40 protein-coding genes are annotated in these 25,308 nt (G+C 43.2%); 3 read left to right on the top strand and 37 right to left on the bottom strand.

Annotated features, from left to right (window positions below; genetic code table 11):
* Positions 1–129: 129 nt before the first annotated feature.
* The 3 genes from ACYQ0N_RS01380 (at position 130) to ACYQ0N_RS01370 (ending at position 2,353) form a co-directional block, all read left to right on the top strand.
* The gene (locus ACYQ0N_RS01380) at positions 130–453 is read left to right on the top strand and encodes a cyclic-di-AMP receptor (protein ID WP_177532332.1); all 324 of its coding nucleotides are present in this window, start codon (positions 130–132) and stop codon (positions 451–453) included.
* Positions 450–1,424, top strand: coding sequence for a DNA polymerase III subunit (locus tag ACYQ0N_RS01375; RefSeq protein ID WP_460161657.1), 975 nt, complete (start codon positions 450–452; stop codon positions 1,422–1,424). The genes ACYQ0N_RS01380 and ACYQ0N_RS01375 overlap by 4 nt, the downstream gene beginning before the upstream one ends.
* 65 nt (positions 1,425–1,489) lie before the next feature.
* Positions 1,490–2,353, top strand: a complete 864-nt coding sequence (locus tag ACYQ0N_RS01370; protein WP_460161656.1) for a PSP1 domain-containing protein — start codon at positions 1,490–1,492, stop codon at positions 2,351–2,353.
* Between the two features lie 113 nt (positions 2,354–2,466).
* On the opposite strand, the gene ACYQ0N_RS01365 is transcribed toward ACYQ0N_RS01370, so the two are convergent.
* From ACYQ0N_RS01365 to ACYQ0N_RS01185, 37 genes are all read right to left on the bottom strand, one after another.
* Complete coding sequence (locus ACYQ0N_RS01365) at positions 2,467–3,822, bottom strand: GH1 family beta-glucosidase (RefSeq protein ID WP_460161655.1); 1,356 nt, start codon at positions 3,820–3,822, stop codon at positions 2,467–2,469.
* A gap of 165 nt (positions 3,823–3,987) precedes the next feature.
* Positions 3,988–5,955, bottom strand: a complete 1,968-nt coding sequence (locus tag ACYQ0N_RS01360) for a glycosyl hydrolase (protein WP_460161654.1) — start codon at positions 5,953–5,955, stop codon at positions 3,988–3,990.
* Positions 5,956–6,092: 137 nt separating this feature from the next.
* Positions 6,093–7,136, bottom strand: a complete 1,044-nt coding sequence (locus tag ACYQ0N_RS01355; RefSeq protein WP_460161653.1) for a tetratricopeptide repeat protein — start codon at positions 7,134–7,136, stop codon at positions 6,093–6,095.
* A gap of 174 nt (positions 7,137–7,310) precedes the next feature.
* Positions 7,311–7,652, bottom strand: coding sequence for a 50S ribosomal protein L17 (gene rplQ / locus ACYQ0N_RS01350; RefSeq protein WP_177532326.1), 342 nt, complete (start codon positions 7,650–7,652; stop codon positions 7,311–7,313).
* Positions 7,653–7,710: 58 nt separating this feature from the next.
* Positions 7,711–8,670 (bottom strand): DNA-directed RNA polymerase subunit alpha, encoded by a 960-nt coding sequence (locus ACYQ0N_RS01345; protein ID WP_177532325.1) that lies wholly within the window; start codon positions 8,668–8,670, stop codon positions 7,711–7,713.
* Between the two features lie 69 nt (positions 8,671–8,739).
* Complete coding sequence (gene rpsD / locus ACYQ0N_RS01340) at positions 8,740–9,336, bottom strand: 30S ribosomal protein S4 (protein ID WP_460161652.1); 597 nt, start codon at positions 9,334–9,336, stop codon at positions 8,740–8,742.
* A 21-nt stretch (positions 9,337–9,357) separates the two neighbouring features.
* Positions 9,358–9,759 (bottom strand): 30S ribosomal protein S11, encoded by a 402-nt coding sequence (rpsK, locus tag ACYQ0N_RS01335; protein WP_177532323.1) that lies wholly within the window; start codon positions 9,757–9,759, stop codon positions 9,358–9,360.
* Positions 9,760–9,773: 14 nt separating this feature from the next.
* A complete protein-coding gene (gene rpsM, locus ACYQ0N_RS01330; protein WP_177532322.1) occupies positions 9,774–10,142 on the bottom strand; it encodes a 30S ribosomal protein S13 in 369 nt (122 codons plus the stop codon).
* A gap of 40 nt (positions 10,143–10,182) precedes the next feature.
* Complete coding sequence (gene rpmJ / locus ACYQ0N_RS01325) at positions 10,183–10,296, bottom strand: 50S ribosomal protein L36 (protein ID WP_177532321.1); 114 nt, start codon at positions 10,294–10,296, stop codon at positions 10,183–10,185.
* Positions 10,297–10,362: 66 nt separating this feature from the next.
* On the bottom strand, positions 10,363–10,581 hold the full coding sequence (infA, locus tag ACYQ0N_RS01320; protein WP_177532320.1) for a translation initiation factor IF-1: 219 nt from the start codon (positions 10,579–10,581) through the stop codon (positions 10,363–10,365).
* A gap of 23 nt (positions 10,582–10,604) precedes the next feature.
* The gene (locus ACYQ0N_RS01315; RefSeq protein ID WP_177532319.1) at positions 10,605–10,847 is read right to left on the bottom strand and encodes a hypothetical protein; all 243 of its coding nucleotides are present in this window, start codon (positions 10,845–10,847) and stop codon (positions 10,605–10,607) included.
* A 13-nt stretch (positions 10,848–10,860) separates the two neighbouring features.
* Positions 10,861–11,610, bottom strand: coding sequence for a type I methionyl aminopeptidase (gene map / locus ACYQ0N_RS01310; RefSeq protein ID WP_460161651.1), 750 nt, complete (start codon positions 11,608–11,610; stop codon positions 10,861–10,863).
* 1 nt (position 11,611) lies between these two features.
* Positions 11,612–12,244 carry an adenylate kinase gene (locus ACYQ0N_RS01305; RefSeq protein WP_460161650.1) on the bottom strand — a complete coding sequence of 211 codons (633 nt, stop codon included), beginning with the start codon at positions 12,242–12,244 and terminating at the stop codon, positions 11,612–11,614.
* Between the two features lie 13 nt (positions 12,245–12,257).
* Positions 12,258–13,577, bottom strand: coding sequence for a preprotein translocase subunit SecY (gene secY / locus ACYQ0N_RS01300; protein WP_460161649.1), 1,320 nt, complete (start codon positions 13,575–13,577; stop codon positions 12,258–12,260).
* 1 nt (position 13,578) lies between these two features.
* A complete protein-coding gene (rplO, locus tag ACYQ0N_RS01295) occupies positions 13,579–14,019 on the bottom strand; it encodes a 50S ribosomal protein L15 (protein WP_460161648.1) in 441 nt (146 codons plus the stop codon).
* Between the two features lie 18 nt (positions 14,020–14,037).
* A complete protein-coding gene (gene rpmD / locus ACYQ0N_RS01290) occupies positions 14,038–14,214 on the bottom strand; it encodes a 50S ribosomal protein L30 (protein WP_460161647.1) in 177 nt (58 codons plus the stop codon).
* A 13-nt stretch (positions 14,215–14,227) separates the two neighbouring features.
* Positions 14,228–14,728, bottom strand: coding sequence for a 30S ribosomal protein S5 (gene rpsE / locus ACYQ0N_RS01285; protein WP_177532313.1), 501 nt, complete (start codon positions 14,726–14,728; stop codon positions 14,228–14,230).
* A 16-nt stretch (positions 14,729–14,744) separates the two neighbouring features.
* Positions 14,745–15,104, bottom strand: a complete 360-nt coding sequence (rplR, locus tag ACYQ0N_RS01280) for a 50S ribosomal protein L18 (RefSeq protein ID WP_177532312.1) — start codon at positions 15,102–15,104, stop codon at positions 14,745–14,747.
* Between the two features lie 18 nt (positions 15,105–15,122).
* Entirely contained in the window at positions 15,123–15,668 is a 546-nt protein-coding gene (gene rplF / locus ACYQ0N_RS01275; protein WP_177532311.1) for a 50S ribosomal protein L6, read from the bottom strand.
* Between the two features lie 13 nt (positions 15,669–15,681).
* Positions 15,682–16,080 (bottom strand): 30S ribosomal protein S8, encoded by a 399-nt coding sequence (rpsH, locus tag ACYQ0N_RS01270; RefSeq protein ID WP_177532310.1) that lies wholly within the window; start codon positions 16,078–16,080, stop codon positions 15,682–15,684.
* A 22-nt stretch (positions 16,081–16,102) separates the two neighbouring features.
* On the bottom strand, positions 16,103–16,288 hold the full coding sequence (locus ACYQ0N_RS01265; protein ID WP_177532309.1) for a type Z 30S ribosomal protein S14: 186 nt from the start codon (positions 16,286–16,288) through the stop codon (positions 16,103–16,105).
* Positions 16,289–16,306: 18 nt separating this feature from the next.
* The gene (rplE, locus tag ACYQ0N_RS01260) at positions 16,307–16,846 is read right to left on the bottom strand and encodes a 50S ribosomal protein L5 (protein ID WP_177532308.1); all 540 of its coding nucleotides are present in this window, start codon (positions 16,844–16,846) and stop codon (positions 16,307–16,309) included.
* Positions 16,847–16,862: 16 nt separating this feature from the next.
* Positions 16,863–17,228: a 50S ribosomal protein L24 gene (rplX, locus tag ACYQ0N_RS01255; protein ID WP_177532307.1), complete on the bottom strand. Its 366-nt coding sequence runs from the start codon at positions 17,226–17,228 to the stop codon at positions 16,863–16,865.
* Positions 17,229–17,241: 13 nt separating this feature from the next.
* Entirely contained in the window at positions 17,242–17,610 is a 369-nt protein-coding gene (gene rplN, locus ACYQ0N_RS01250) for a 50S ribosomal protein L14 (protein ID WP_177532306.1), read from the bottom strand.
* A 59-nt stretch (positions 17,611–17,669) separates the two neighbouring features.
* Positions 17,670–17,927, bottom strand: coding sequence for a 30S ribosomal protein S17 (rpsQ, locus tag ACYQ0N_RS01245; RefSeq protein ID WP_177532305.1), 258 nt, complete (start codon positions 17,925–17,927; stop codon positions 17,670–17,672).
* Positions 17,928–17,945: 18 nt separating this feature from the next.
* Positions 17,946–18,152: a 50S ribosomal protein L29 gene (gene rpmC, locus ACYQ0N_RS01240; RefSeq protein WP_177532304.1), complete on the bottom strand. Its 207-nt coding sequence runs from the start codon at positions 18,150–18,152 to the stop codon at positions 17,946–17,948.
* Positions 18,152–18,577: a 50S ribosomal protein L16 gene (rplP, locus tag ACYQ0N_RS01235; RefSeq protein WP_177532303.1), complete on the bottom strand. Its 426-nt coding sequence runs from the start codon at positions 18,575–18,577 to the stop codon at positions 18,152–18,154. The genes rpmC and rplP overlap by 1 nt, the downstream gene beginning before the upstream one ends.
* Positions 18,577–19,326, bottom strand: a complete 750-nt coding sequence (rpsC, locus tag ACYQ0N_RS01230) for a 30S ribosomal protein S3 (RefSeq protein WP_177532302.1) — start codon at positions 19,324–19,326, stop codon at positions 18,577–18,579. The genes rplP and rpsC overlap by 1 nt, the downstream gene beginning before the upstream one ends.
* 18 nt (positions 19,327–19,344) lie before the next feature.
* A complete protein-coding gene (gene rplV / locus ACYQ0N_RS01225) occupies positions 19,345–19,680 on the bottom strand; it encodes a 50S ribosomal protein L22 (protein ID WP_177532301.1) in 336 nt (111 codons plus the stop codon).
* A 17-nt stretch (positions 19,681–19,697) separates the two neighbouring features.
* Entirely contained in the window at positions 19,698–19,982 is a 285-nt protein-coding gene (gene rpsS / locus ACYQ0N_RS01220) for a 30S ribosomal protein S19 (RefSeq protein WP_177532300.1), read from the bottom strand.
* A 21-nt stretch (positions 19,983–20,003) separates the two neighbouring features.
* Positions 20,004–20,837: a 50S ribosomal protein L2 gene (rplB, locus tag ACYQ0N_RS01215; RefSeq protein WP_177532299.1), complete on the bottom strand. Its 834-nt coding sequence runs from the start codon at positions 20,835–20,837 to the stop codon at positions 20,004–20,006.
* Positions 20,838–20,905: 68 nt separating this feature from the next.
* Positions 20,906–21,217, bottom strand: coding sequence for a 50S ribosomal protein L23 (gene rplW / locus ACYQ0N_RS01210; protein ID WP_177532298.1), 312 nt, complete (start codon positions 21,215–21,217; stop codon positions 20,906–20,908).
* Positions 21,217–21,840, bottom strand: coding sequence for a 50S ribosomal protein L4 (gene rplD / locus ACYQ0N_RS01205; RefSeq protein WP_177532297.1), 624 nt, complete (start codon positions 21,838–21,840; stop codon positions 21,217–21,219). Before rplD ends, rplW begins: the two co-directional genes overlap by 1 nt.
* 17 nt (positions 21,841–21,857) lie before the next feature.
* Positions 21,858–22,490 carry a 50S ribosomal protein L3 gene (rplC, locus tag ACYQ0N_RS01200; RefSeq protein ID WP_177532296.1) on the bottom strand — a complete coding sequence of 211 codons (633 nt, stop codon included), beginning with the start codon at positions 22,488–22,490 and terminating at the stop codon, positions 21,858–21,860.
* Positions 22,491–22,604: 114 nt separating this feature from the next.
* The gene (rpsJ, locus tag ACYQ0N_RS01195) at positions 22,605–22,919 is read right to left on the bottom strand and encodes a 30S ribosomal protein S10 (protein WP_177532295.1); all 315 of its coding nucleotides are present in this window, start codon (positions 22,917–22,919) and stop codon (positions 22,605–22,607) included.
* Between the two features lie 384 nt (positions 22,920–23,303).
* The gene (locus ACYQ0N_RS01190; protein ID WP_460161646.1) at positions 23,304–24,665 is read right to left on the bottom strand and encodes a peptidoglycan DD-metalloendopeptidase family protein; all 1,362 of its coding nucleotides are present in this window, start codon (positions 24,663–24,665) and stop codon (positions 23,304–23,306) included.
* Positions 24,666–24,831: 166 nt separating this feature from the next.
* Positions 24,832–25,299, bottom strand: coding sequence for an S-ribosylhomocysteine lyase (locus ACYQ0N_RS01185; protein ID WP_177532293.1), 468 nt, complete (start codon positions 25,297–25,299; stop codon positions 24,832–24,834).
* Positions 25,300–25,308: the final 9 nt, after the last annotated feature.

Genomic DNA, 25,308 nt, shown 5'->3' with positions numbered 1-25,308 from the left:
TAAAATACGAGCAATAGCTTTAAACGCATACCGTTACTAAGCGGGCCAGCCGCCGGCCTGAATTTTTATAAAACCGATGCAGCAAGCGTCTGTCAGCGCTAATTTAAGGCGGCAGAACGGAGAATCATTATGAAACTTATATTTGCAGTAGTAAACGGAGACGACAGCCAGTCGGTAGCGAAATCTCTTACCAAAAAAGGCTTTTTTGCGACCAAGCTCGCCTCTACCGGAGGATTTCTAAGCGCAGGCAACACAACCTTTTTAATCTGTACAGAAGATGAAAAGGTCGATGAGGTCGTTGAAATTATCAAAGATAAAAGTCACAAAAGAAAGCAGTTTGTTCCGTCGGCAGCCGCATACGGAATAGGTACATACACCTCTTTTCCTGTTGAAGTATCAGTCGGCGGCGCTACTATTTTTATTACCGACGTTGAACGATTTGAAAAGGTATGAATAAAATATATGGAAACAGCTTTGTCTTAGAAACAATCGAGGCTATGATAGATAGCGGCAGGCTTCCCCACGGCTTTGTTATTCACGGCGAAACAGGTCTCGGGAAAAAAACTATAGCAAGATATATTGCCAAAACGCTCCTGTGCGAAAAGCGTCAGAGCAGACCATGCGGAAAATGCCGGTCCTGTATTAACGTAACGAAGGGAATACATTCGGACCTAATAATTCCGGAGCAAAGCGGAAAGCTTATGACATATACCGTTGAAACCTGCCGCAAAATCTGTGCGGACGCTATAATTAAACCAAACGATTCAGATAAAAAAATATATTTATTTGCCGACGCTGATAATATTCAGATACCTGCTCAGAATTCTCTTCTTAAGGTCATAGAGGAGCCGCCGGAATTTGTTTACTTTATTTTTACCGTTAAATCACGAGATTCGTTTCTGCCGACAATTCTTTCAAGAGTGATTTCACTTGCGGCGTCGCCGTGCAGCCGTGACGAATGCGCCGCGGCTCTTGCGTTTAAAGGCTTCGACAGTAATCAGATTTCCAAGGCGCTTAGTATATTCGGCGGAAATATAGGAATGTCCGTAAAATACCTGGAAAACGAAGACCTTCAGACGATAGCGTCGTTGACAAAAAAAGCTACGGATAGTATAATTAACAGAGACGCCTACAGTCTTTTAGTTACGCTGTCCTCAGATATTTTAAAGGACAGAAAAAACGCCGTAACCTTTTTGGAAATGCTTGACAGAGTTATAAGAGACGCGGCGGTCGTTCAAATATCAGGTTCTGAGGAGTGTATAGGTTGCTGTCCTAAGGCTTCTATACTTCTAAGCGAACGTATATCCGCTGCCTCGGCTGAAAAAATACATAACGCAATCGCAGAAGCGGCGGACGATTTCAGAGCTAACGTTAACAGCTCTCTGATTATGTCCGGGCTATGCGGTGATATATTGAGTTATTAAAATACGGTGAACCGCTCTCCGTAAATGCGGACCGCATTGTATTCATGCGGCGAATCGAGAATATAATGACTGAAATAATCGGAATTCGTTTTAAAAAAGGAGGAAAGGTTTATTATTTTTCTCCGAATAATCAAAAATTCAGCCTTAACGATAAGGCTATTGTAGAAACTGCAAGAGGAGTTGAATGCGGAGACGTTGTAATAGAAAACAGATTTGTCGAGGATTCCGCCATTGTTCCTCCTTTAAAGGACGTAATAAGAAAAGCCTCCGACGCCGATATGATAATTGTTGAGAAAAACAAGCAAAAGGAAAAAGAAGCTTTCAGTATATGCGAAGACAAAATAGCTTTTCGTAAGCTCAATATGCATTTAGTCGACGTTGAATGTACTTTTGATAATAATAAGATATTATTTTATTTTACCGCAGAAAACCGCGTAGACTTCCGCGAGCTTGTAAAGGATCTTGCTTCAATTTTTAAAACTCGTATAGAGCTGCGCCAGATAGGCGTAAGGGACGAAGCCAAGATATTAGGCGGACTTGGTATCTGCGGTCGTGAATTCTGCTGCCGAGGTTATATGGGAGAATTTCAGCCGGTATCTATAAAAATGGCTAAAGAGCAGGGACTTTCACTTAACCCCACCAAAATATCCGGAACCTGCGGACGCCTTATGTGCTGTCTGAAAAACGAGCAGTCAGCATACGAGGATCTGCTGAAAATCACCCCTAAGGTAGGAGCCTTTGTAAAAACACCGGAATGCCGGGGATATGTGGAAGAGGTAAACCTTATAACCGGAAGACTTAAAATAAATCCGGAAAAGAGCGACGTTCCGGTTTATGTAAACCGCGACGACGTTAAGGTTATTAAGGACTCTGAAATAAAGCTCAACCGTGATGAAATAAATGCTCTTAAGGAATTAGAGGACAAATAAAAGCTCCTCCTATGGCGGATTAATGCCATAGGAGGAGCTTTCTTTTTAACTGTCAGTTATCTCAACATTATCAGACAGCAAACCTTAGTTTCATGTGTAAATTAGATTTATATTTACAGGTCCTCTCCGTTTCCGCGGATTATTTCACTGTAACGATAAGCAGAATCCTTTAAAATTCGTTCCTGCGTTTCATAATTAACATATATTAGTCCGAAGCGTTCTGAATAGCCATATGCCCACTCAAAATTATCCAATAACGACCACTGGAAATAGCCTCTTATATCTACTCCTTCCATATATGCCTTTTTAAGACCTGAAAGATACCCGTTTAGATAATCTATTCTCTCCTTGTCATGTATTTTTCCGTCCTTATCGACTATATCCTGACATGATTTTCCGTTTTCAGTTATATAAATCGGCGTTTTATATCTTTCATATAAGAATCTTGTTCCCCAATAAATACAATCGTTTGTTACAGGCCATTTATAAGGAGGTCTTTTGAATCCGCCCGGATCACTGATTATTCTGGGATTTCCGCCTTCGGCAGCAACAATGTGCCCCCAGTAAATATTATGTCCGAGGAAATCTATAGGCTGGCTTATAAGCTTCATATCAGTTTCAGTTATTTTAGGCATATATTGCTCGCAGATACTCAATCCCTGCTCAGGATATCTGCCGAGCAAGATAGGATCGTTGAACCAAACAGTGCTTCCGGGAGCCGACTCTGCGGACGGTATTTCAAACATTGAACGTCTTGCCGCCTCAATATCCTCAGGCTTCTGACTAGCGGGAATATTCATATTTCCGCAAGGCGCATAGCCTATCTTTATAGGCTGTTTTGCAAAAGTTCTTAAGGTTACAACGGCGGCGCCGTGAGTTTTTAAAAGAATATGAGATACCTCAAGAGCCTCCGGAGTAGTAAGCCTCAAACCGGGCGCTATCGTACCCTGCTGATAACCAAGTCCGATAATAACCTGCGGCTCATTGATTGTCATAAAATATTTAACCCTGTCTGAAAAGTTTTCCGCAACAACCCTTGCATATTCCGAAAACCATTTTATCATATCCGGATTTCTCCATCCTCCAAGCTTATCCAAAGCAAGCGGCAGATCCCAATGATAAAGAGTAATATATGGTTCGATGTCATTTTTTAAAAGCTCGTCTATCAGGGCGTTATAGAATTTAATACCATCGGGATTTGTTTTACCGGTTCCGTCAGGTATAATTCTTGCCCAGTTAAGAGAAAAACGGTAAGCCTTAATTCCTATCCGCTTCATAAGAGCAATATCTTCTTTCCAGCGATGATAATGATCGCATGCCGTATTACCGGTATCATTATTCAGTATACGTCCAGGTATACTGCAAAACGTATCAAAAATATTTAATCCCTTGCCGTCCTCATAGGCTCCTCCTTCAATCTGATAAGCAGACGTCGCGGCTCCCCAGACAAAATTATTACGAAATCCCATAGCAATTCATCCTTTCAATAGTTTAACAGTCATTCTGTTGTTAATATTATACGAAAAAAACCGGATAAAATCAATATAAATCTAAATTTTAAATATATATTAATCAAATTAGGAATAAATGCTTAAAAAGCTGTCCTGCTTTCCAGCAGAACAGCTTTTTTATATTTATTTACCAAGCTGACTTTCGTCAATTATCATTGCTACAAAATTCATAAGAGTAAGGCTGTCAGAAGTATTGATAACTCCGTCCTTAACGCAATCAGAATTAGCCATAGCCACATCGCTTATTTTATTAACTTCAGGATTAAGCAGATACATATTCAGCGCAACTACATCCGCAATATTCACATCGCCGTCCATATTGACGTCGCCGTATCTTGTAGCCTCAACGCCTGAAGGCACTACATTTTCCGACGGCTCAGTAGCTGACGTAGTAACATCAGTAGCGTCAGTAGCAGGAACGGTTGTAGTAGTGTCTGAACTGGGTGTAGTAGTTGTCTCTGCCGTAGTTTCAGTTGTTACTTCTGTAGTAGCTTCTGTTACAGGCTCTGTCGTTTCCTGAGTAGGCTCTGTTGTTTCAGGATCAGTCGGATCAACGCCTTCCATAGGATAGTTCTTCAAATCAGGAAGCTCGTCAAGGGTTATACAATATTCGCTCTGATAAATTTCTTTAAGAGTTTCCGGATTATTATAATTCGTATCCATTATATGCTCGCCGTACCATGGACAGAAATAAAGCCAGTAGGCGCTTTCGTCTATCATATTCTGTATTGACGGTATAGTATCGCATTCCATTAAAGCGATCATTTTAGAACTGTCATACATTTTAAGCAAACCGTAAAAGGTAGAAGATATAGCGCTTTCATTCGGAGCAACATTTCCGGTAGACCAGTCCTTAGCGTTATATTTATCATAGCCTATCAGATCTACGTATTCTGCTCCCGGATACCATAATGCGGAATCATCGGAATACACATAGCTGTTGAATTCCCAGATAAGGTTATGCAGTCCGTATTCTTCAGTCAGTAAATCATATAAATATCTATAGAGCTGAACATAAGTAGTAGCGCCTTCCTTACTCCACCAAAACCATGCGCCTGCTCCGTCCGCTCCGCCGTTGCCTTCTGCCTCATGGAAAGGTCTGAATAATATAGGAACGTCTGCATCCTGACACTTTTTCAATGATTTTGCTAAATTCTCAACAGCAAGAAGGAAATAATCATGCTCAACCGTACCCTCGATCATAACGTTAGCCGTTACAAAATCGGTTTTTTCAGAATAGGTTGTTTTAGAAAAATCCATTGTGGAACCTAATGTATATTCCGACATTGTTACCGGAACATTAATATGCCAGCTTGCCGTAGCGATACCGCCCTTATTATTTACCCAGTCAATAGCGCGTTCTGCCGTCTGAGCGTCCCAGTAATATAGAGGACACGTTTCGCCGAAGTCAAAGCCTTTGATAGCAGGCAGTTTACCTGTTTTATCCTTAATATAATTAAATTCATCTTCTCTGGAAGTGCCGTAATACTCCTGCTGACCGGATATAATATAGTTTCCGTATGTATCGGATAAAAATTTCATAAGTCTCTGCGTGGATTCGGTAGCCTGAGGATCGCTGCACTTAGTGTCCTTTGCCGTAACATCAGGGAGAACCGCTTCTTCTATACGCAGATAATCGAGGTTTGTCCAACCCCAGCTACTCTCTACGGCAATTACGTTGTCACCCGCGGAAAGCTTTACTGTTCCTGCATTCAGTTCATCCCATGACGTTGTTTCGGGAAATCCCAACTGGCCCTGATTAACTCCGTTAACATACAAATTATGAATCTTCTGTCCATACGGCGCTGAAAAGCCTATAATAACGTCATACATTCCGGTCTTATCCACGTTTACGTTTACAGAAGCTGTTTCTCCTGCGTTTTCAAGAAAAACGAACTGATTTCCAGAAGCGCCTTCCAGCCATCTTTCAGAGCCCTCTTCCGGAACAACCGAATTGGGATGAGAGCCGTCCTCAAATTCATACTTCACGCCGGTTTCGGCAGTAACCAACGACGGTACTACAGAAGCATTGAATATGCATGATAAGGCAACCGCAGCCGCGCATACCTTTCCGAAAAATTTCTTTTTCAAAATATAATTCCTCCTTTTTAACTTAAACGTTTATAATTTGAATATCATTATACCATATTTTTTATATTCATTCAATAAATTTATGGCAAATTGTTAAACAAAATTAGCCCATATTATTTGTATATTATTACTACTCTTTATCGGTTTTCCTTTATATCCCTCAGCGTTATGTCTATTTCATCAATTATTTCTTTCACGTCGTCACTCTCTGTTAGCTCCCAGACGGTTTCATAATAATATTTCGCCATCTCGTAATCAAGCTGCTGGTGGCTGTGCTTTGCAAGATAATACGCGGTATTGATAACAAGCTCAGACGGTCCCGCCGGAATATTTTCAAATCTCATTATTTCAAGAAGCTGCTCCTTACTATGCTTAGGCGGAAGAGCTCCTATGCCTGTGCAGCCCGCTATATATTTAAGCTCGTTTTCTATAAGCTTTTTGTCATTACAAAATATACGGCTCATTTCAAGCATTGCCGACGCTTTATCATATTTATTTTTTTCAGAAAAATAATAGCTGTAATTAAAATACCCCTTACCAAGCTGTTCCTTTGTCACCGCGCACCTCATCATTTTGTCTACGGCGCTTTTTAATTCGTCCGGTTGCTTTATCTGCTTTAACAGCTCGCAGTAATTCAGGTAAATTTCCGGATCAACAGGATTAAGGTCAAGAGCCTTTCCGAATGCGTCAAGAGATTCGGTAAACCTTTTTTTATGAAAAAGTCCTAATCCATACAGAGAATAAACTCCGCTCAGATCGCATGTTACAGGGCAAACCTTTTTATCGGGACTGTAAATCTGTATATAAAGCGCATGTTCTAGCGGAGTTCCGAAGCTTTTGTATAGCTTATCATCGTCCTCCTCCCATGCGAAAAGATTATTTCTGATTATTTCCCTTAATATCTCAATACCCTTGTCAAAGTTTAAATTTGCAAATCTTTTCCGTACTTCCTTAAGTTTCTCGTTTACCTTTGGATTTTCGGAGGCAAGAAAATTATCTATGGTTTTATGCATATCGTCGTAAGAGCATTGATAAAGCAGCTTTGCAAGTTCCCTGTTTATTTCGGCGCTGTTTTCATCGTCCTTATATTTTTCGGATTGACTTTTCAGAAAAGGACCGTCCTTTTTCGGATCTCCCGTCATACTATTTTTTATTTCTCTGATTATTGAATCTGTATCCATTTTAATTGATCTCCCGTTCCGCCTTTTTGCACGGCTGTATTAAAATAATTATATATGAATATATACAATTTGTCAAGCCAAAGAGATTATCATTTTATTAAGAATATATAAAAACAGCGTGAAGTACATATTGTTCTTCACGCTGAAAGCATATATTTTACATTTATTTATAAATCAAACCAACTGAATAATCGCCATTTCTGCAGCGTCGCCGCGACGGGGACCGATCTTCACGATTCTTGTATATCCGCCGTTTCTGTCTGCATATTTTGGTGAAATTTCATCAAAAACCTTTTTAGCAACGTCTTCCTTAGTAACATAAGCGAAAACCTGACGTTTTGAATGCAGATCACTGTTTTTACCGATTGTTATCATCTTTTCGGCAACTGCTCTGACTTCTTTTGCTCTTGTTACAGTTGTTTCAATCTGTCCATTTTCCAGCAGGTAAGTAACCATTGCTCTAAGCATTGCTCTTCTATGATCAGTTGTTCTTCCAAGCTTTCTTGTACCTGGCATCGTAATTCACTCCTTTACAAATCACAGGAACGAACCGCTAAGCGGACTTCCGGCAGTTTTATTCCTCTTCTGAGCTAAGGTCAAAGCCAAGTGATTGAAGCTTTTCTTTAACCTCATCAAAGGATTTTTTACCAAGGTTTCTAACCTTCATCATTTCTTCTTCCGACTTGTTGATCAAGTCGTCAACGGTATTAATTCCGGCGCGCTTCAGACAATTGAAGGAACGCACCGATAAGTCAAGTTCCTCAATGGTCATCTCCAGGATTTTTTCTTTTCCTTTGTCATCCTGTTCCACAAGAACTTCCGCGATATTCGCCTCTTCAGACAAATCGACAAAAAGCTTCAGATGCTCGTTGAGGAGATTGGCTGCCTGTGATAAAGCTTCCTTTGCCGAGATCGTTCCGTCAGTCCAGACCTCAATCGTCAGCTTATCAAAATCAGTTACCTGACCCAGACGTGTGTCTTCGACCTTGTAATTTACCTTCAAAACAGGAGTATAGATACTATCGACCGCAATAACGTCAATAGGCATATTACCGCCCATTTGCTGCTTGTTGCGTTCAGCAGAAACATAGCCTCTGCCTCTGTCAATAGTTATTTCCATATAAAGCTTCGCGTCCTTGCCGAGAGTTGCGATATGCATTCCCGGATCAAGAATATTGACCTCAGAGTCTGTTTTGATATCACCGGCAGTTACTTCACATTCGCCTTCGGCTTCAATATAAACGACCTTAGGACCGTCGCCGTAAAGCTTGGCTGTAAGTCCCTTTATTGCAAGGATGATTTCTGTTACATCCTCCTTTACACCGGGAATTGTAGACAATTCATGGTGCACTCCGTCTATTTTGACAGCATTAACTGCAACGCCGGGCAGTGAGGAGAGCAATACACGTCTTAAACTGTTGCCAAGTGTAATGCCGTATCCGCGTTCCAGCGGAGCCAAAACGAATTTACCGTACTTGCCGTCGCTCTTCAGCTCAACAGTATCAATTTCCGGCTTTACGATTTTTTCAAGCATAAGAACCCTCCTATTTCGCAATCACTTTTTATCTCTACAATAATCAACAGGCTAATAATAAGTATATTATTATTTGGAATAAAGCTCGACGATAAATGTTTCGTCAACCTCATAGTCAAGATCATCCTTGACAGGCATACGTACAACCTTTGCTGACGCAGCCTCCTTGTTAGCCTCAAGCCAGAGAGGGATTACTCTGCCCTTTGTTCCTTTGGCGATTTCCTTGAACTTGTCGCTCTTCTTGCTGTTTTCGCCAAGCTCAATAACGTCTCCGACCTTTACTCTGTATGACGGAATATCAACGCGCTGGCCGTTTACATTGAAATGACCGTGAGTAACGAGCTGTCTTGCTTCTCTTCTTGTCAGAGCGAGGCCCATTCTGAAAACTACGTTATCAAGTCTTGATTCAAGAATTGTGATAAGGTTTTCACCGGCCTTGCCTTCCATTTTTTCAGCAATTTCGAAATAGTGATAAAAAGGCTTTTCCAGAACGCCGTATATGAACTTAAGCTTCTGCTTTTCCTTGAGCTGCATTCCGTATTCTGAAACTTTCTTTCTCTTATTTGCATTAGGGTTACGGTTACTTTCCTTGGAAATACCCATAACTGCCGGGCTGATTCCAAGATATCTGCATCTTTTGAGAATTGGTTCTCTGTTAATAGCCAATTTGTTTACACCTCCTGTAAATTAGACACGTCTTCTCTTTGGAGGACGGCATCCGTTATGCGGAATAGGGGTAACGTCTTTGATCATTTTTACTTCCAGACCGACAGTCTGCAAAGCTCTTATTGCTGCTTCTCTGCCTGAGCCAGGGCCCTTAACGTATACTTCAACGATCTTCAGACCATGCTCCATAGCTGCCTTAGCAGCCGTTTCCGCCGCCGTCTGTGCTGCAAACGGCGTAGATTTTCTTGAGCCTCTGAAGCCAAGTCCGCCGGCGCTTGCCCATGAGATAGCATTTCCCTGCGTATCTGTAATAGTTACAATCGTATTATTGAATGTGGACTGAATATGAACAGCGCCGCTTTCAATGTTTTTACGCTCTCTGCGTCGTCTGATAGCAACTTTTTTAGGTTTCTGCTGTGCCATTGTTCATGTCCTCCTTACTTCTTCTTGTTTGCAATCGTCTTAGCCGGACCTTTACGTGTTCTGGCGTTAGTCTTTGTTCTCTGTCCTCTTACAGGCAGACCCTTACGGTGACGAACGCCGCGGTAGCAGCCGATTTCCACAAGTCTTTTGATATTGAGCGCAACTTCTCTTCTGAGATCGCCTTCAACATTGCAGTTTCTGTCAATATAATCACGCAGCTTAGCTACGTCTTCTTCTGATAAATCCTTAACTCTTGTGTCAGGATTAACTCCTGTTTCCTTAAGAATTGTTACAGCAGTCTGACGACCGATGCCGTAAATATAAGTCAAGCCGATTTCAACTCTCTTATCCTTCGGCAGGTCAACACCAGAAATTCTTGCCATTAATAAATAGCACCTCCGTTAATAAGATGTCAGGATTTAATTATCCCTGACGCTGTTTATGCTTTGGATTTTCGCAAATTACCATTATTTTTCCCTTGCGTTTAATAACCTTGCACTTTTCGCAAATAGGTTTAACTGAAGGTCTGACTTTCATTGAAAATACCTCCTTGATAGATTACAGAAGCATTATTTTCACAACGCCTCAGGTTTCATGAGCCGATTACTTGGCTCTCCAAGTGATTCTGCCTTTAGTCAGGTCATAAGGCGACATTTCAACCGTTACCTTATCGCCGGGAACGATTCTTATATAGTTCATTCTCAGCTTTCCTGATACATGCCCGAGAATTACATGACCGTTAGGCAGCTTCACCCTGAAATTAGCGTTCGGCAAAGCTTCCTCAACGATACCCTCTAATTCAATTAGATCTTCCTTAGACAAAATAAACTACCTCCCCATACAGGTTACGGTGTGCCGGCATAAACGCGCAGCACATTTCTAAGCTCTTTATCGGTTATATCATTCAATCCGATTATTTTATCGGTGAATTTCAGATGTCTGATATTTTTACGTTTCGGCGAACTCAGCTTGCGGGTCTTACCGTCTGCTATAAGGATAAATCCGTCCTTTTCACCGACTACTGCAAAATATCTCCCGCCGTCTCTTCCCGCCGACGCTTTTACGATTCTTCCCTTTTGTATATCCACTTCGCCGTCCTCGTCAGGGCTGCGTCAGGATAACCGGTCCTGAAGACGTTACCGCAATAGCATGCTCAAAATGAGCCGAAAGAGATCCGCTTTCCGTTATAACAGTCCATCCGTCCCTGAGTACCTTTATTCCGTCGCCTTTCTGATTTATCATAGGCTCTATACAAAATGTCATTCCGGCAACAAGTCTTTGTCCATGCCCTTCCTTTCCGTAATTCGGAACCTCAGGCGATTCATGAAGATCTCTGCCTATTCCGTGTCCGCAGTAATTTCTTACGATTCCATAGCCTCTTGACGAACAGTATTCTTCGACTGCGTGACCAACATCGCCCAGTCTTGCGCCGACCTGAGCAGCCCTGATACCCTCGTACAGACTTTCCTCCGTAACCTTCAAAAGCTCTTTAGCTTCTTCCGATATTTTTCCAACTGCAAACGTAGCGCAAGTGTCTCCGTGAAAACCGTTATAAAACGCTCCAACGTCGACGCTTACTATGTCGCCTTCGGCAATTCGCTTTTTATGACTCGGAATACCGTGAATAACCTCGTTATTAATTGATATGCAGGCGCTACCCGGAAATCCGCCGTAATTTAAAAACGACGGTATGGCTCCGCAGCCGACTATAAAATCATGGATTATTTTATCAAGCGCCTTTGTAGTCATGCCTGCCTTTATAGATTCGCCGGCCAGCTTCAGCGCTCTGCCGGCTATTTGACCGGCCTCCCGCATTTTAGCTAAATCAGTGCTGGATTTTATGCTAACCATATCATGCCTCAACAGCTTTCAGCGTCAGCTTAGAGGTATCGGCAACATCCTCCTGGCCTACGACGGTTTCAAGCTTTCCGCGTTTTTCATAAAAATCCTTAAGAGGCGCGGTCTGCTCATGATATACCTTTAAACGCTCGATAACCGTATCAGGATGATCATCCTTGCGCAATACTGTGTTACCGCCGCATTTATCACATTTTCCTTCTGCCTTTGAGGGCTTGAATTCTAAATGATATGATGCGCCGCAGTCTTCGCATACTCTTCTTCCTGAAAGTCTTTTTTGAATCGTTTCATCCGGAACGAATATCTCGATTACTTTGTCAATTTTAACGCCCATAGACTCAAGAGCTTCCGCCTGTGGAACAGTTCTCGGAAAGCCATCAAGAATAAAACCGTTTTTGCAGTCGTCCTCAGCGATTCTGTCCTTCAGTATTCCGATAACTACGTCATCGGAAACGAGTGAACCACTCTCCATAGCGGCCTTTGCCTTAAGACCGTATTCCGTACCGTTTTTAACAGCTTCTCTCAGGATATTTCCAGTCGAGATCTGAGGGATCTTTTTAGCTTCAGAAATTACTTCAGCCTGCGTTCCCTTTCCGGCACCCGGAGCACCCAACAAAATTAGATTCATCTTTGACCTCCTCTTATTCAAGGAATCCCTTGTGATGACGCATCATCAGTTGTGATTCAAGTGTACGAACCGTTTCAAGAGCAACGCTTACCACGATAAGCATCGTTGTACCGCCCATTGAAAGGCTTCTTAAATTATCGTCCGCCATTCCGAGGAATATCGGGAAGATTGCGATAATACCAAGGAAAAAGGCTCCGACTAATGTAATCTTTGACAAAACTCTATGAATATAATCAGATGTCGGTTTACCGGGTCTTATTCCGGGTATGCCGCCGTTATTCTGTCTTAACTGGTTAGCTATTTCAATAGGATTATACTGCATTGAAACGTAAAAATAGTTGAATGCTATAATCAAAATGAAATAGAGAATTGCATATGAAAATGATTGTGTACTGAAGAATTTGAGGAATCCGTTGTAAAAGCTCTGCCAGAATCCATCAGGATTTGCATAAGGAGCTTTAAACATACCAATTGTACTTGGAAGAGACATGAAAGCCATAGCAAAGATAATCGGCATAACGCCGCTCATACAAACCTTGACAGGAATATGAGTGCTTTGACCGCCATATTGTTTTCTTCCGACAACTCTCTTTGCATATTGGATCGGAATTCTTCTTTCAGATTCATTCATGAATACAACGAATCCAATCATAACAATAAATACTATTGCAATTGCAATCGAAACGAACAGGTATTTGGAGGGTGTTTCCTTTGTAAGAGAAACAAGAGTTCCGACATCAGTCGGGAATCTTGCAACGATACCGGCAAAAAGAATCATAGATATACCGTTTCCGATACCCTTATCATTGATTCGGTTACCCATCCAGACTACAAGCATAGCTCCGGCAATAAAGCATACTGATATTACAATTGCGGCAAACACTCCCTGAAAGCCTTCAGTATATTCAACTGCGCCCATATTTTTCAAAGTAAAATAATAAGCAATAGACATGAATATTGAAAGTCCCAAAGAAACTAAGGCGGTTATCTGGTTAATACGCTTACGTCCCTCTTCTCCTTCACTCTGAAGCCTTTCTAACGGCGGAATAGCATATGTCAGAAGCTGCATTATGATTGAGGCGTTGATATAAGGAGTTATTGACAATGAAAATATTGTTGCCTTTGATAACGCACCGCCTGTAAGAACATTCAGATATTCAAGGAAGTTACCGCCCGTTGCGTTCTGATCCATCCATGTCTGAACCTTTGAAAGCTCCAGAAATGGAACGGTCAAAGCGCTTCCGAATCTGAATACTATAATGATGAATAATGTGAACAAAAGCTTTTTACGAATTTCCGCAACTTTCCATGCGTTTCTTAATGTTTCGAACACATTAAATCACCTCTGCTTTCCCGCCAGCCTTTTCAATTTTTTCGATTGCGCTCTTAGAGAATTTAGCAGCCTTTACAGTAATTTTAGATGTAAGATCGCCGTTTCCAAGGATCTTAACACCGTCATTTTCCTTTTTAACAAGACCTGAAGCGATCAACATTTCTGTGTCAACAACAGTTCCGTCAACAAATTTGCTGAGATCTGAAACATTAACGATAGAATATTTCTTTGCGAATATATTGTTAAAGCCTCTCTTAGGGATTCTTCTTGTCAAAGGCATCTGTCCGCCTTCAAAGCCTATTCTTACGCCGCCGCCTGAACGGGCATTCTGTCCCTTGTGACCTTTTCCGGCTGTTTTGCCGTTACCTGAACCGTGGCCTCTGCCTACTCGCTTACGCTCGGAAACAGAACCCGGTGCCGGTGATAATTCGTGTAACTTCATCGTGATGCACCTCCTTGCTTATGCGTCCTTAACCTCCACGAGGTGAGAAATTTTATTGATTTTACCCTTTGTCTGCTCATTGTCAGGCTGAACTACAACCTGACCTATCTTTTTAAGTCCAAGTGAATGAGCAGTAGCGATCTGGTCGTCTTTTCTTCCAATAAGGCTCTTTATAAGCTTAATCTGCTTTGCCATTTCTGCTCTCTCCTTAACCTAAAATTTCCTTGATGGATTTGCCTCTCTTAGCGGCAACTTCCTTTGCTGTCATGCATGATGTAAGTCCGTTTATTGTAGCTCTTACAACATTGCACGGATTGTTTGAGCGCAGGGATTTTGTTCTGATATCCTTGATACCTGCCATTTCGATAACGGCACGAACAGGACCGCCTGCGATAACGCCTGTACCGGGAGCGGCAGGCTTCATAAGAACTCTTCCAGCGCCGAATTCGCCTACGATTTCGTGCGGAATTGTTGTACCATACATAGGAACCTTTACAAGATTCTTCTTAGCGTCTTCGATACCCTTGCGGATAGCGTCAGGAACTTCGCCTGATTTTCCCAGACCAAAGCCTACTGTGCCGTTTCCGTCGCCTACTACTACAAGAGCTGCGAACTTAAGAATACGTCCGCCCTTAACAGTTTTTGAAACTCTGTTAATGGAAACAACCTTTTCGGAAAGCTCCAATGCTTTAGCGTCTATATTAGCCAAAAGTATTACCTCCTTCTTAGAACTTCAGTCCGTTTTCACGAGCTCCTTCAGCAAGCTCTTTTACTCTTCCGTGATAAAGAAAGCCGCCTCTGTCGAATACGACCTCTGCGATTCCCTTTTCGGCTGCACGCTTCGCAACCATTGCTCCGACCTTGCGCGCGCCCTCGGTATTTCCGCCGTTTCCTTCAAATTCCTTATCCATGCTTGAAGCGGAAGCAAGCGTAACTCCGTTTACATCGTCGATAATCTGAGCATAAATGTGCTTTGCAGAACGGAATACATTCAGACGAGGACGTTCAGGAGTACCGGAAATCTTGCCACGGACTCTGGTATGTCTTTTTGCTCTGGCCTTTTTTGTATCAGCCTTTTTTATCATTGCAAATTCACTCCTTTATTACTTCTTGCCCTTACCGGCCTTACCTTCCTTGCGGATGATACGCTCGCCGGCATATCTGATTCCCTTGCCCTTATACGGCTCAGGCGGACGCTTTTCACGGACTTCAGCCGCAAACTGTCCTACAGCCTGCTTATCTATTCCGTTTATAACTATTTTATTAGGCTGCGGAACGTCTATTGTGATGCCCTCGATTTCAGGCATTATTACCTGATGAGAAAATCCGAGGTTCATAACCAGATTCTTACCCTGCTTTGCGGCACGGTAACCTACGCCCTCGATTTCAAGATTCTTCGAGTATCCGTTGGATACGCCTTCAACCATATTAGCTATAAGCGTTCTTGTCAGACCGTGAAGACTCTTGTTAATTTTTAAATCATTCGGACGGGCAACTGTAATAACTCCGTCCTTCAGCTCAATAATCATTGAGCTTGAAAATTCCTTAGTGAGCGTGCCCTTAGGACCCTTTACGGTAACAACGTTGCTGTCAATTTTTACATCAACGCCGGCAGGGACACTAATCGGCATTTTTCCTATACGTGACATTTCCCTGTCCTCCTTACCAAACGAATGCTAACAGCTCGCCGCCAACGTTAAGTTCACGAGCCTTCTTATCTGTCATGATTCCCTTTGAAGTAGAAACGATTGCGATTCCCAATCCCTTTCTTACCTTAGGCATATCCTCACAACTTGAATAAATACGTAAACCCGGTTTTGAAACCCTGCGAAGACCGGTTATAACAGGCGACTTGCCGTCCGTATATTTAAGAGTGATTCTTATTATACCCTGCTTACCGTCTTCAATGAGCTGAAAGCTCTTTACATAACCCTCGTCAACAAGGATCTGCGCGATAGCTTTCTTAACATTTGAAGCAGGAACGTCAACCGTGGCGTGCTTTGCGGAACTCGCATTACGAATTCTTGTCAGTAAATCTGCTATTGTATCAGTAATCTGCATGCCAATGACCTCCTTTGTATTTTTACCAGCTTGACTTTCTTACACCAGGGATCTGTCCCTTGTGAGCCAACTCTCTGAAGCAGATACGGCATATACCGAATTTTCTCAGATATGCGTGAGGTCTGCCGCAGATTTTGCATCTGTTATAAGCTCTGGTGGAATACTTGGGAGTTCTCTGCTGCTTATTAATCATCGCTTTTTTTGCCATTTGAATAATCCTCCCTAATTACTTAGCAAACGGTGCGCCCAGCATTTCGAGCAGCTCTTTTGCTTCTTCATCAGTCTTAGCTGTTGTGATGAAATTTATATCCATTCCTCTTACTTTGTCGATCTTATCATACTCGATTTCAGGGAAAATAAGCTGTTCCTTGATACCGGTTGAATAATTGCCCTTGCCGTCAAAAGAGTTGGGGTTAATACCTCTGAAATCCCTTACGCGAGGAAACGCCACATTGAAAAGCTTATCAACGAATTCATACATATTCTCTCTTCTCAACGTAACCTTAACGCCGATCGGCATACCCTCGCGGAGCTTGAAGTTAGCAACGGATTTCTTAGCCCTGCAAATTATCGGCTTCTGGCCTGTAATCTGCATAAGGTCGTTCATAATTGCGTCTATAACCTTTGAGTTTGAAATTGCCTCGCCGGCGCCGACATTGATAACAACCTTATCGAGCTTCGGAATCTCCATAACACTCTTGTAGTTGAATTTCTTCATCAAAGCAGGAGCTACGGTATCAACATAATATTCTTTTAATCTTGCCATGTCGTTTCTCCTTCTATTAGAAATTGTGTCCGCACTTCTTGCAGATTCTTACCGGCGTTTTCTTTTCTTCACCGGCAGCGTTTGTCTTTACTTCAAAGCCGTGACCGACTCTTGTCGGCTTGCCGCATTTTGGACACACAAGCTGAACCTTTGAAGCGTAAATAGGAGACTCGGCTCTGATGAGGCTGCCGGACTGTCCCATTCTGTTTGGCTTCATATGCTTTGTAATCATGTTGATTCCCTCAACGATTACCTTGTTTTCCTTCGGGCTTACCTCTAAAACCTTACCGGTCTTTCTCTTGCCCTTATCCTCGAATTTATCCTTGTAATCACCTGTCAGCAAAACGACTGTGTCACCTGTTTTAACGTGTAACTTGCTCATCATGACACCTCCATTATAATACTTCCGGCGCAAGGCTCAATATCTTCATATAGTCCTTGTCGCGGAGCTCTCTTGCTACAGGTCCGAATATACGCGTACCCTTCGGGTTCTTATCTTCCTTAATGATAACAGCTGCATTTTCGTCGAAACGAATATATGTGCCGTCTTCTCTCCTCAGGCCCTTTGCTGAACGAACGATAACCGCCTTTACAACGTCGCCCTTCTTAACAACGCCGCCGGGTGTTGCTTTCTTTACGGAAGCCACCACCACGTCACCGATATTTGCATATCTTCTGCGTGTGCCGCCCAGAACTCTGATACACATAAGCTCTTTAGCTCCGGTGTTATCAGCAACCTTCATATAAGACTGCATTTGTATCACAGCGAGTTCCTCCTTTCAGAAGCGCATCAATTAAAACCGCTTCCTCGTCTATTAATAAATTACTTAGCTTTTTCAATTATATTTGTAACGCGCCATCTCTTATCCTTTGACAAAGGACGCGTTTCCATTACCTCAACACGATCGCCGATGCGGCATTCGTTGTTTTCATCATGCGCCTTAAGCTTTACGGTGCGCTTGATAATCTTCTTGTAAAGCGGGTGTTTAACATTGTCAGCGATAGCAACAACGATAGTTTTGTCCATCTTGTCGCTTACAACTTTACCAACCCTTGTTTTTCTAAGGTTTCTCTCAGACATAGCTAAATCCTCCCTTTCTTACTGACTTACGCCCGACTTGATTTCAGCCTCGCGCATAACTGTCTTGATTCTTGCGATATCCTTTTTAACAGCCTTTAAGCGTGCAGTATTGTCAAGCTGGTTTACAGCAAGCTGAAAGCGGAGCGCAAAAAGTTCTTCTTTTAAGCCGGTCAGCTTTTCGTTCATTTCTTCTACCGACATATCTCTGATTTCAGACGCCTTCATTACTGCTCCCCTCCTTGCTCTTCTTTTGCAACAAATTTACACTTTATAGGAAGCTTGTGCATTGCAAGACGCATAGCCTCTCTTGCTGCTTCCTCCGGAACTCCGGAAATCTCAAACATAACCCTGCCCGGCTTAACAACTGCAACCCAGTATTCGGGAGCGCCTTTACCGGAACCCATTCTGGTGCCGGCCGGCTTCTTGGTTACCGGCTTATCAGGGAATATCTTAATCCATACCTGACCGCCACGCTTGATGTAACGCGTCATAGCTATACGGGCGGATTCAATCTGATTTGAAGTTATCCATGCAGGTTCAAGCGCCTGAAGACCGAATTCACCGTAGCTTACCTTATTGCCTCTTGTGGCCTTTCCCGTCATACGGCCTCTGTGTACTCGACGGTATTTTACTCTTTTTGGAAGTAGCATTACTGGTTACCTCCTTCATTTTTCGCTTCTCTGACTTTATTATCACGTCTTTGATTGCCGCGTCTTCTGTTATCTCTTCCGCCTCTTCTTGATTCTTCCGGCTTAGCGGCTGTTTCGCCCTTTAAAACCTCGCCCTTATAGATCCAAACCTTAACTCCGAGTCTGCCGTAGGTAGTATGCGCCTCGGCGGTACCGTAGTCAATATCTGCTCTTATGGTCTGAAGAGGAATTGTTCCCTCGTGATAGGTTTCGCTTCTTGCGATTTCAGCGCCGCCCAGACGACCTGATACCATAACCTTGATTCCCTTTGCTCCCAGACGCATAGCTCTGCCGATCGCCTGCTTCATCGTACGTCTGAACGAAACTCTGTTTTCGAGATCAAGCGCAATTTTTTCAGCAACAAGCTGAGAATTAATATCAGGATTCTTTACTTCAACGATGTTCACAGCAACCTGCTTGCCCATCATCTTTTCAAGCTTCTGACGGAGCTTTTCTATTTCTGTGCCGCCTCTTCCGATTACTATACCGGGCTTTGCACAGTGAATGTGGATTCTTACTTTATCTTCAGCGAATCTTTCGATCTCAATCTTTGGAACACCTGCTGCGTACAAGCTCTTCTTAATATAGTTACGAACGTTGTAATCTTCAACAAGAGTGTCGCCGAAAGTTGACTTATTCGCAAACCAGCGGGAATCCCAATCCTTAATAACGCCGACACGCAAGCCGTGCGGATTAACTTTCTGGCCCATTATTTCTCCTCCTTGGGATTATTCTTTTTCTTTAAGAACAATTGTAACATGTGATGTTCTCTTCAAAATTCTATATGCTCTGCCCTGTGCTCTTGGCATGATTCTCTTCATTATCGGACCCGGGCAAACAAAACACTCCGCAACATAAAGGTCGTCCTTATTCATGCTGTGATTGTTTTCTGCGTTTGCAATAGCGGATTTCAAAAGCTTTTCAAGTATTTCACATGCAGCCTTTGGTGTATAATTGAGAGTAGCAAGTGCAACGTCAACAGGCTTATTTCTGATAAGATCAAGAACAACCTGAACCTTTCTTGGTGCGATTCGAGCGTTTCTCAGATATGCTCTAGCTTCCATTTGAATTCCTCCTTCCGCTATTTCTTGCCGTTATTAGTAGTCTTAGAACCGGCGTGTCCCCTATATGTTCTGGTAGGGGCAAACTCTCCGAGCTTATGACCTACCATATCTTCCGTAACATAAACCGGAACGTGCTTGCGTCCGTCATGAACTGCAAATGTGTGACCGACAAATTCAGGGAAAATAGTTGAGGTTCTGCTCCAGGTTTTGAGAACCTTCTTTTCGCCTGCTTCGTTCATAGCCACGACCTTTTTATAAAGAGCCTCCTGAACGAAAGGGCCCTTTTTAATGCTTCTGCTCATTAATCAGTTCCTCCTTTCAGCTTATTTGCCGTTTCTGCGTTTTACAATAAACTTATCAGAACGGTTATGCTTCTTACGGGTTTTATAGCCGAGCGCCGGCTTGCCCCAAGGAGTAACAGGTCCCGGACGTCCGATTGGAGATTTTCCCTCGCCGCCGCCGTGCGGATGATCGCATGGGTTCATAACGGAACCGCGGACTGTAGGTCTGATACCCAAATGACGTGTTCTTCCGGCTTTACCGAGATTTACGTTTTCATGGTCGATATTGCTTACCTGTCCGATTGTTGCTTTGCAGTTAATCGGTACGTTTCTGAGTTCTCCAGAAGGAAGCCTTACGAGCGCGTATTTGCCTTCCTTAGCCATGAGCTGACCCATATTGCCTGCCGAACGCACCATCTGCGCTCCTTTTCCCGGATAAAGCTCAATAGCGTGAATAAACGTACCCACTGGAATATTAGCCATCTCAAGAGCGTTTCCCGCCTTTATGTCAGCGTCCGGACCTGAGCATACCGTATCTCCGACCTTCAGGCCGTTAGGAGCCAGTATATATCTCTTCTCGCCGTCCTCATACTGAACGAGAGCGATAAATGCGGAACGATTAGGATCATATTCCAAAGTCATAACTGTCGCGTTCATATTATCCTTATCGCGCTTGAAATCAATAACGCGATATTTTCTTCTTGAACCGCCTCCTCTGTGGCGGACTGTAATTCTTCCGTAGCTGTTTCTGCCTGATTTCTTCTTTAAAGGCTCGAGCAGACTCTTCTCCGGAGCAACCTTTGACAATTCCGAATAGTCAGTACAAGTCATCTGACGACGTGAAGGAGTTGTCGGTTTGTAGGTTTTTATAGCCATTGTTTTCACTCCTTAAAATGCGTTGTTTGCGGGAGCATCACTCCCATACCTTTCAGCTTGTACAGCTATTAATACAAGCCGTCAAAGAACTCGATAGATGACTTGGTCTTCTTGTCATCAGGTTCCTGATTTATTGTAACGATAGCCTTTTTCCAGTCAGGCTTCTTGCCTTCAAATCTGCCTACGCGTTTTGCGCGTCCCTTGCAGTTCATTGTGTTGACCTTAGTCACCTCAACGCTGAAAAGCTGCTCTACTGCCTTTGCTATCTCAACCTTGTTTGCATCCTTAGCAACCTTGAAAGTGTATTTTCCGCTCGGAAGCATGTCTATGCTTCTTTCGGTTATGATCGGCCTGAGGATGATATCCTGCGGTGCTTTCATTATGCGTACACCTCCTCGATTAATCCGACAGCGTTCTTGACAACGATAAACTTATCATGATTAAGAATGTCGTAAACATTAAGAGTGTTTACTGCGGCTGTCTTAACGCCTGGTATATTAGCGGCGCTCTTTACTACCTTCTGATCCGCCTCAGCCGTTACAATGAGAGCCTTGCCGTCAACGTTTAGCGACTTGAGCATTTCAACGATAGTCTTAGTTTTGTAACCGTCCATGTTCAAAGCGTCCAGAACAATAATATTTTCTTCCTTGACCTTTGAAGACAGAGCGGATTTCATAGCAAGTCTTCTTACCTTCTTATTAAGCGTATATCTGTAGCTTCTTGGCTTCGGGCCTAAAGCGATACCGCCGTGAACCCACTGAGGAGCACGGATTGAACCCTGTCTTGCATGACCGGTACCCTTCTGTCTCCATGGCTTTCTGCCGCCGCCGCGAACTTCCGTACGTGTCAGTGTGGACTGTGTGCCCTGACGCTGATTAGCAAGGTAGTTTACAACTGAAGCGTGCATTACAGCCTCGTTTGGTTCGATACCGAATACGGCGTCGGAAAGCTCCGTTTCTGCAACCTGATTTCCCGCCATATCAAAAACTGAAACCTTTGACATATATGCTTCCTCCTTCCTTAAGCCTTAACACTGTCTACTATGGAAACAATTCCGCCCTTAGGACCTGGAATTGCGCCCTTGAGCGCGATAAGATTATTTTCTGCGTCAACCTTTACGATTTCAAGATTCTGTACAGTAACCTTTTCGTTACCCATCTGTCCCGGCATTCCCTTGCCCTTGAAGATTCTTGAAGGGGAAGAGCATGCGCCCATTGATCCGGCATGTCTGTGAACAGGACCCGAACCGTGAGTCTCCTTGAGTCTTGAATTGTTGTGACGCTTGATTGTACCCTGGAATCCTTTACCCTTGCTTGTTCCGCTGACGTCTACCATATCGCCTGGGGCGAACGTATCAGCCTTGAGAATATCTCCCACGTTTACTGACTCGCAGTCTTCAAGTCTGAATTCCTTTAGGTTCTTCTTATAGGCGGCGTCCGCCTTGTCGAAGTGTCCCTTAATCGGCTTGTTCACTCTCGTAGCCTTTTCATCGCCGAATCCGAGCTGAACAGCAGCGTAACCGTCGTTTTCAACAGTTTTCTTCTGAACAACAACACAAGGACCGGCTTCAACAACTGTTACGGGAATAACTTTTCCTGATTCGTCGAAAATCTGCGTCATACCGATTTTCTTGCCGATAATACCTTTTTTCATGTATTTTTCCTCCTGTTAGGTTATTGGTTGACCCTTCCGTCAACATGACCGATGGCTTTTGCCATCACATTCCGCATCGGTTTTTCTGCGGAATCAGGGGCTTTTGCAAGCTTATTACTTAAGCTCCATAACGATGTCCACGCCTGCCGGAATTTCCAGCTTCTGAAGAGCGTCCGTAGTCTTAGCTGTCGGTCTGATAACATCAATAAGTCTCTTATGCGTTCTCATCTCAAACTGCTCACGGCTGTCCTTGTATTTGTGAACTGCTCTGAGGATTGTTATAACCTCTTTGTTTGTAGGGAGCGGAATAGGACCTGATACCCTTGCGCCGCTTCTCTTTGCCGCCTCGACAATTTTTGCTGCGGCTGCGTCCACCTTAGCGTGTTCATAACCCTTGATCTTAATTCTGATCTTTTCGTTGACTGCCACTTTTTTTCGCCTCCTTAGGTCGTAATTATTGGGGGCCGGAATTGAAATACCACACGCTCCCGTGTGTTTCCTGCTCTTAACAATAAAAAAACCCGAAATCCATGCGGATTCGGGTTACTGTTATCAGGACACAATTACAGACTTATAGCTTATTTAAGCTTTAAGAATGACACTAACTGTGCTCAAGTATTTCAGTCGCCCGGTTTAAAATCGGACATACTCCACGAAAATTACCCGGCATACCGCCGGCAACCTTTCGCTTCACCGCATATCTGTTGCAATCACGCTTGTATATTATACCATAAACGCAAAATGAATGCAATAGTGGTTTGTAACTGAAATTGTAAACTTTTTGTGAACGAATTAAATTAATTAATTATATATCTATCCTCCGATAAATGACGCCGGATTTAGATAGCCTCCGTCATATCTTATTTCGAAATGACAATGATTCCCGGTTGAATCTCCGGTTGTTCCCACAGCGGCAATAACGTCTCCCGCGGAAACAATATCTCCGGCGGAAACATAAACCTCGCTTGCATGACCGTAAAGTGTAACATAGCCGTTTCCGTGATCGATCATAACATAGTTTCCGTATCCTCCGTCGTTCCAGCCTGCGTCAATAACCGTTCCGCCGTCCGCGGCATATATGTCTGTTCCGCTGTCCGCGGCAATATCCATTCCCTTGTGACTTCTGTCGCTCATGAAGGGATCGCTGACATATCCGCCGTTTACCGGCCAGATAAAAGAGCCTGTAGCAGCTTCAGAAGCGGTAACAGGTATGCTCTCGGTATAGAGGCCTTCATCGTCGACTTCCGCCTCAAACGTTTCAACGACCGGCTCAAGTATCGTTTCAGACTCTTTAAGCTTTCTTGAAACTTCTACACCGTCTATATAAGTCACCTCGTAACGGCTTATCCGCTTTCCCTTTTCACCGGTTTCTTTTACAGCGTCGTCTCCGCTGTAAAAGCCTCCCGCCATAAGGATCTCATAATCAAGCTCTTCTTCTTCTGTTACCTCGCAGGTATACTTGACCGGAAGAACCGACACCGTTTCCTTGACTCTTACAGATTCTCCTTCTTTCAGATCTTCAGAACCGTCTTCTATTTCCGGATTAAGCTCCTTTATATCCTCTACCGACATATCAAAGTCTTCTGCAAGCTTTTCCGCGGTATCGCCGTCATCGGCAGTATACTCCTTAACAACCTCCTTTTCACCGGTAAGGTAGTCGGTCATATCCTCCATAGAAACTAGAGCGGCCGAACGGTATACTCCCTGCTTGAGATCAGTTTCAACAGCGTAATCAGCTTCAATTATATTTTCATCCTCGCGGTAATCCTCAAGCAGAAGATCCAATTCCTCTTCTATATGATCCCGGCTGACTACCGCTCCGATAAATTCGTCGTCTATATATACTCCGCACGCCTCCACCAGTTCGGCGCCGATGTTTTCAGTTACGGCTATTCCGCTTTCGGGAAGTCTGGTTTCAACAAATCCGGTTTCGCCTTCAACAACTCCTCTGGGAGAAAGCACAGCCGCGGCTTCCGGATTGCTATCGTATTCTACTGAATCTCCGTACTGCATTTCAGCAGCCCAGCAAACGCTTCCCGCAAGGAATATGACAGTCAGCAGCGGTGCGGCGCAGTTCATGAGAAATGCATATATTCTTTTCTGACGCTTTTTATTGTTTTCTTTCAGGCAAACGTCTTTGTACTCAATATCCTGATTAAGACGTTTCTGATTCATAATAACAGCTCCTTTCGATACCAGTAACAAAAAATTACAATTGTTACAATTCAGTAACATTACAAAGCTATTATAACAAGTAAACAATAAAATGCAAGTCGATTTGTATACATTTTCCAGAAGTCGACGATATTTCGTCAGTCTGCACAAATATACATGTCAATATTTATTTCATATGCCAGGAATAATCCAGCATTTCGACAGTATAGTTTTCCAGCGCGTTCAGAAGCGGCAAAACATCCTTTCTTGCGTCTGCCAGATTATGTTCCTTATAGTTACCGCATTCCTCCTCGGAACAGCCCGGTATCCTGTCGTCGTATTCAGATATAAATTTATATGCGTCCCTGACAAGCTTAATAGCCGCCTCATGCGCAAGTCCTCTTGTGAGAAGATAAAAACCTGTACGGCAGCCCATAGGTCCTACATATATAATGCCCTTTTTAAATTCAGAGCTCCTGGCATAGGTAGCAAAAAGATGTTCAATCGTATGCATGGACGGTGTCTTAAGATAAACTCCCCCGTTAGGCTTCACCATTCTCAGATCATAGGTAACTATATCCCCGTCTATTCTTGATATGTACATTCCCACATTAATTTTTCTGTGATCCACCTGAAAACTTGCTATTTTTTCCATGATAATCTC

The organism is Ruminococcus sporogenes (assembly GCF_054655175.1).
The sequence above is the reverse complement of the archived record's forward strand: the minus strand, read 5'-3'. Positions and strand labels throughout refer to the sequence as shown.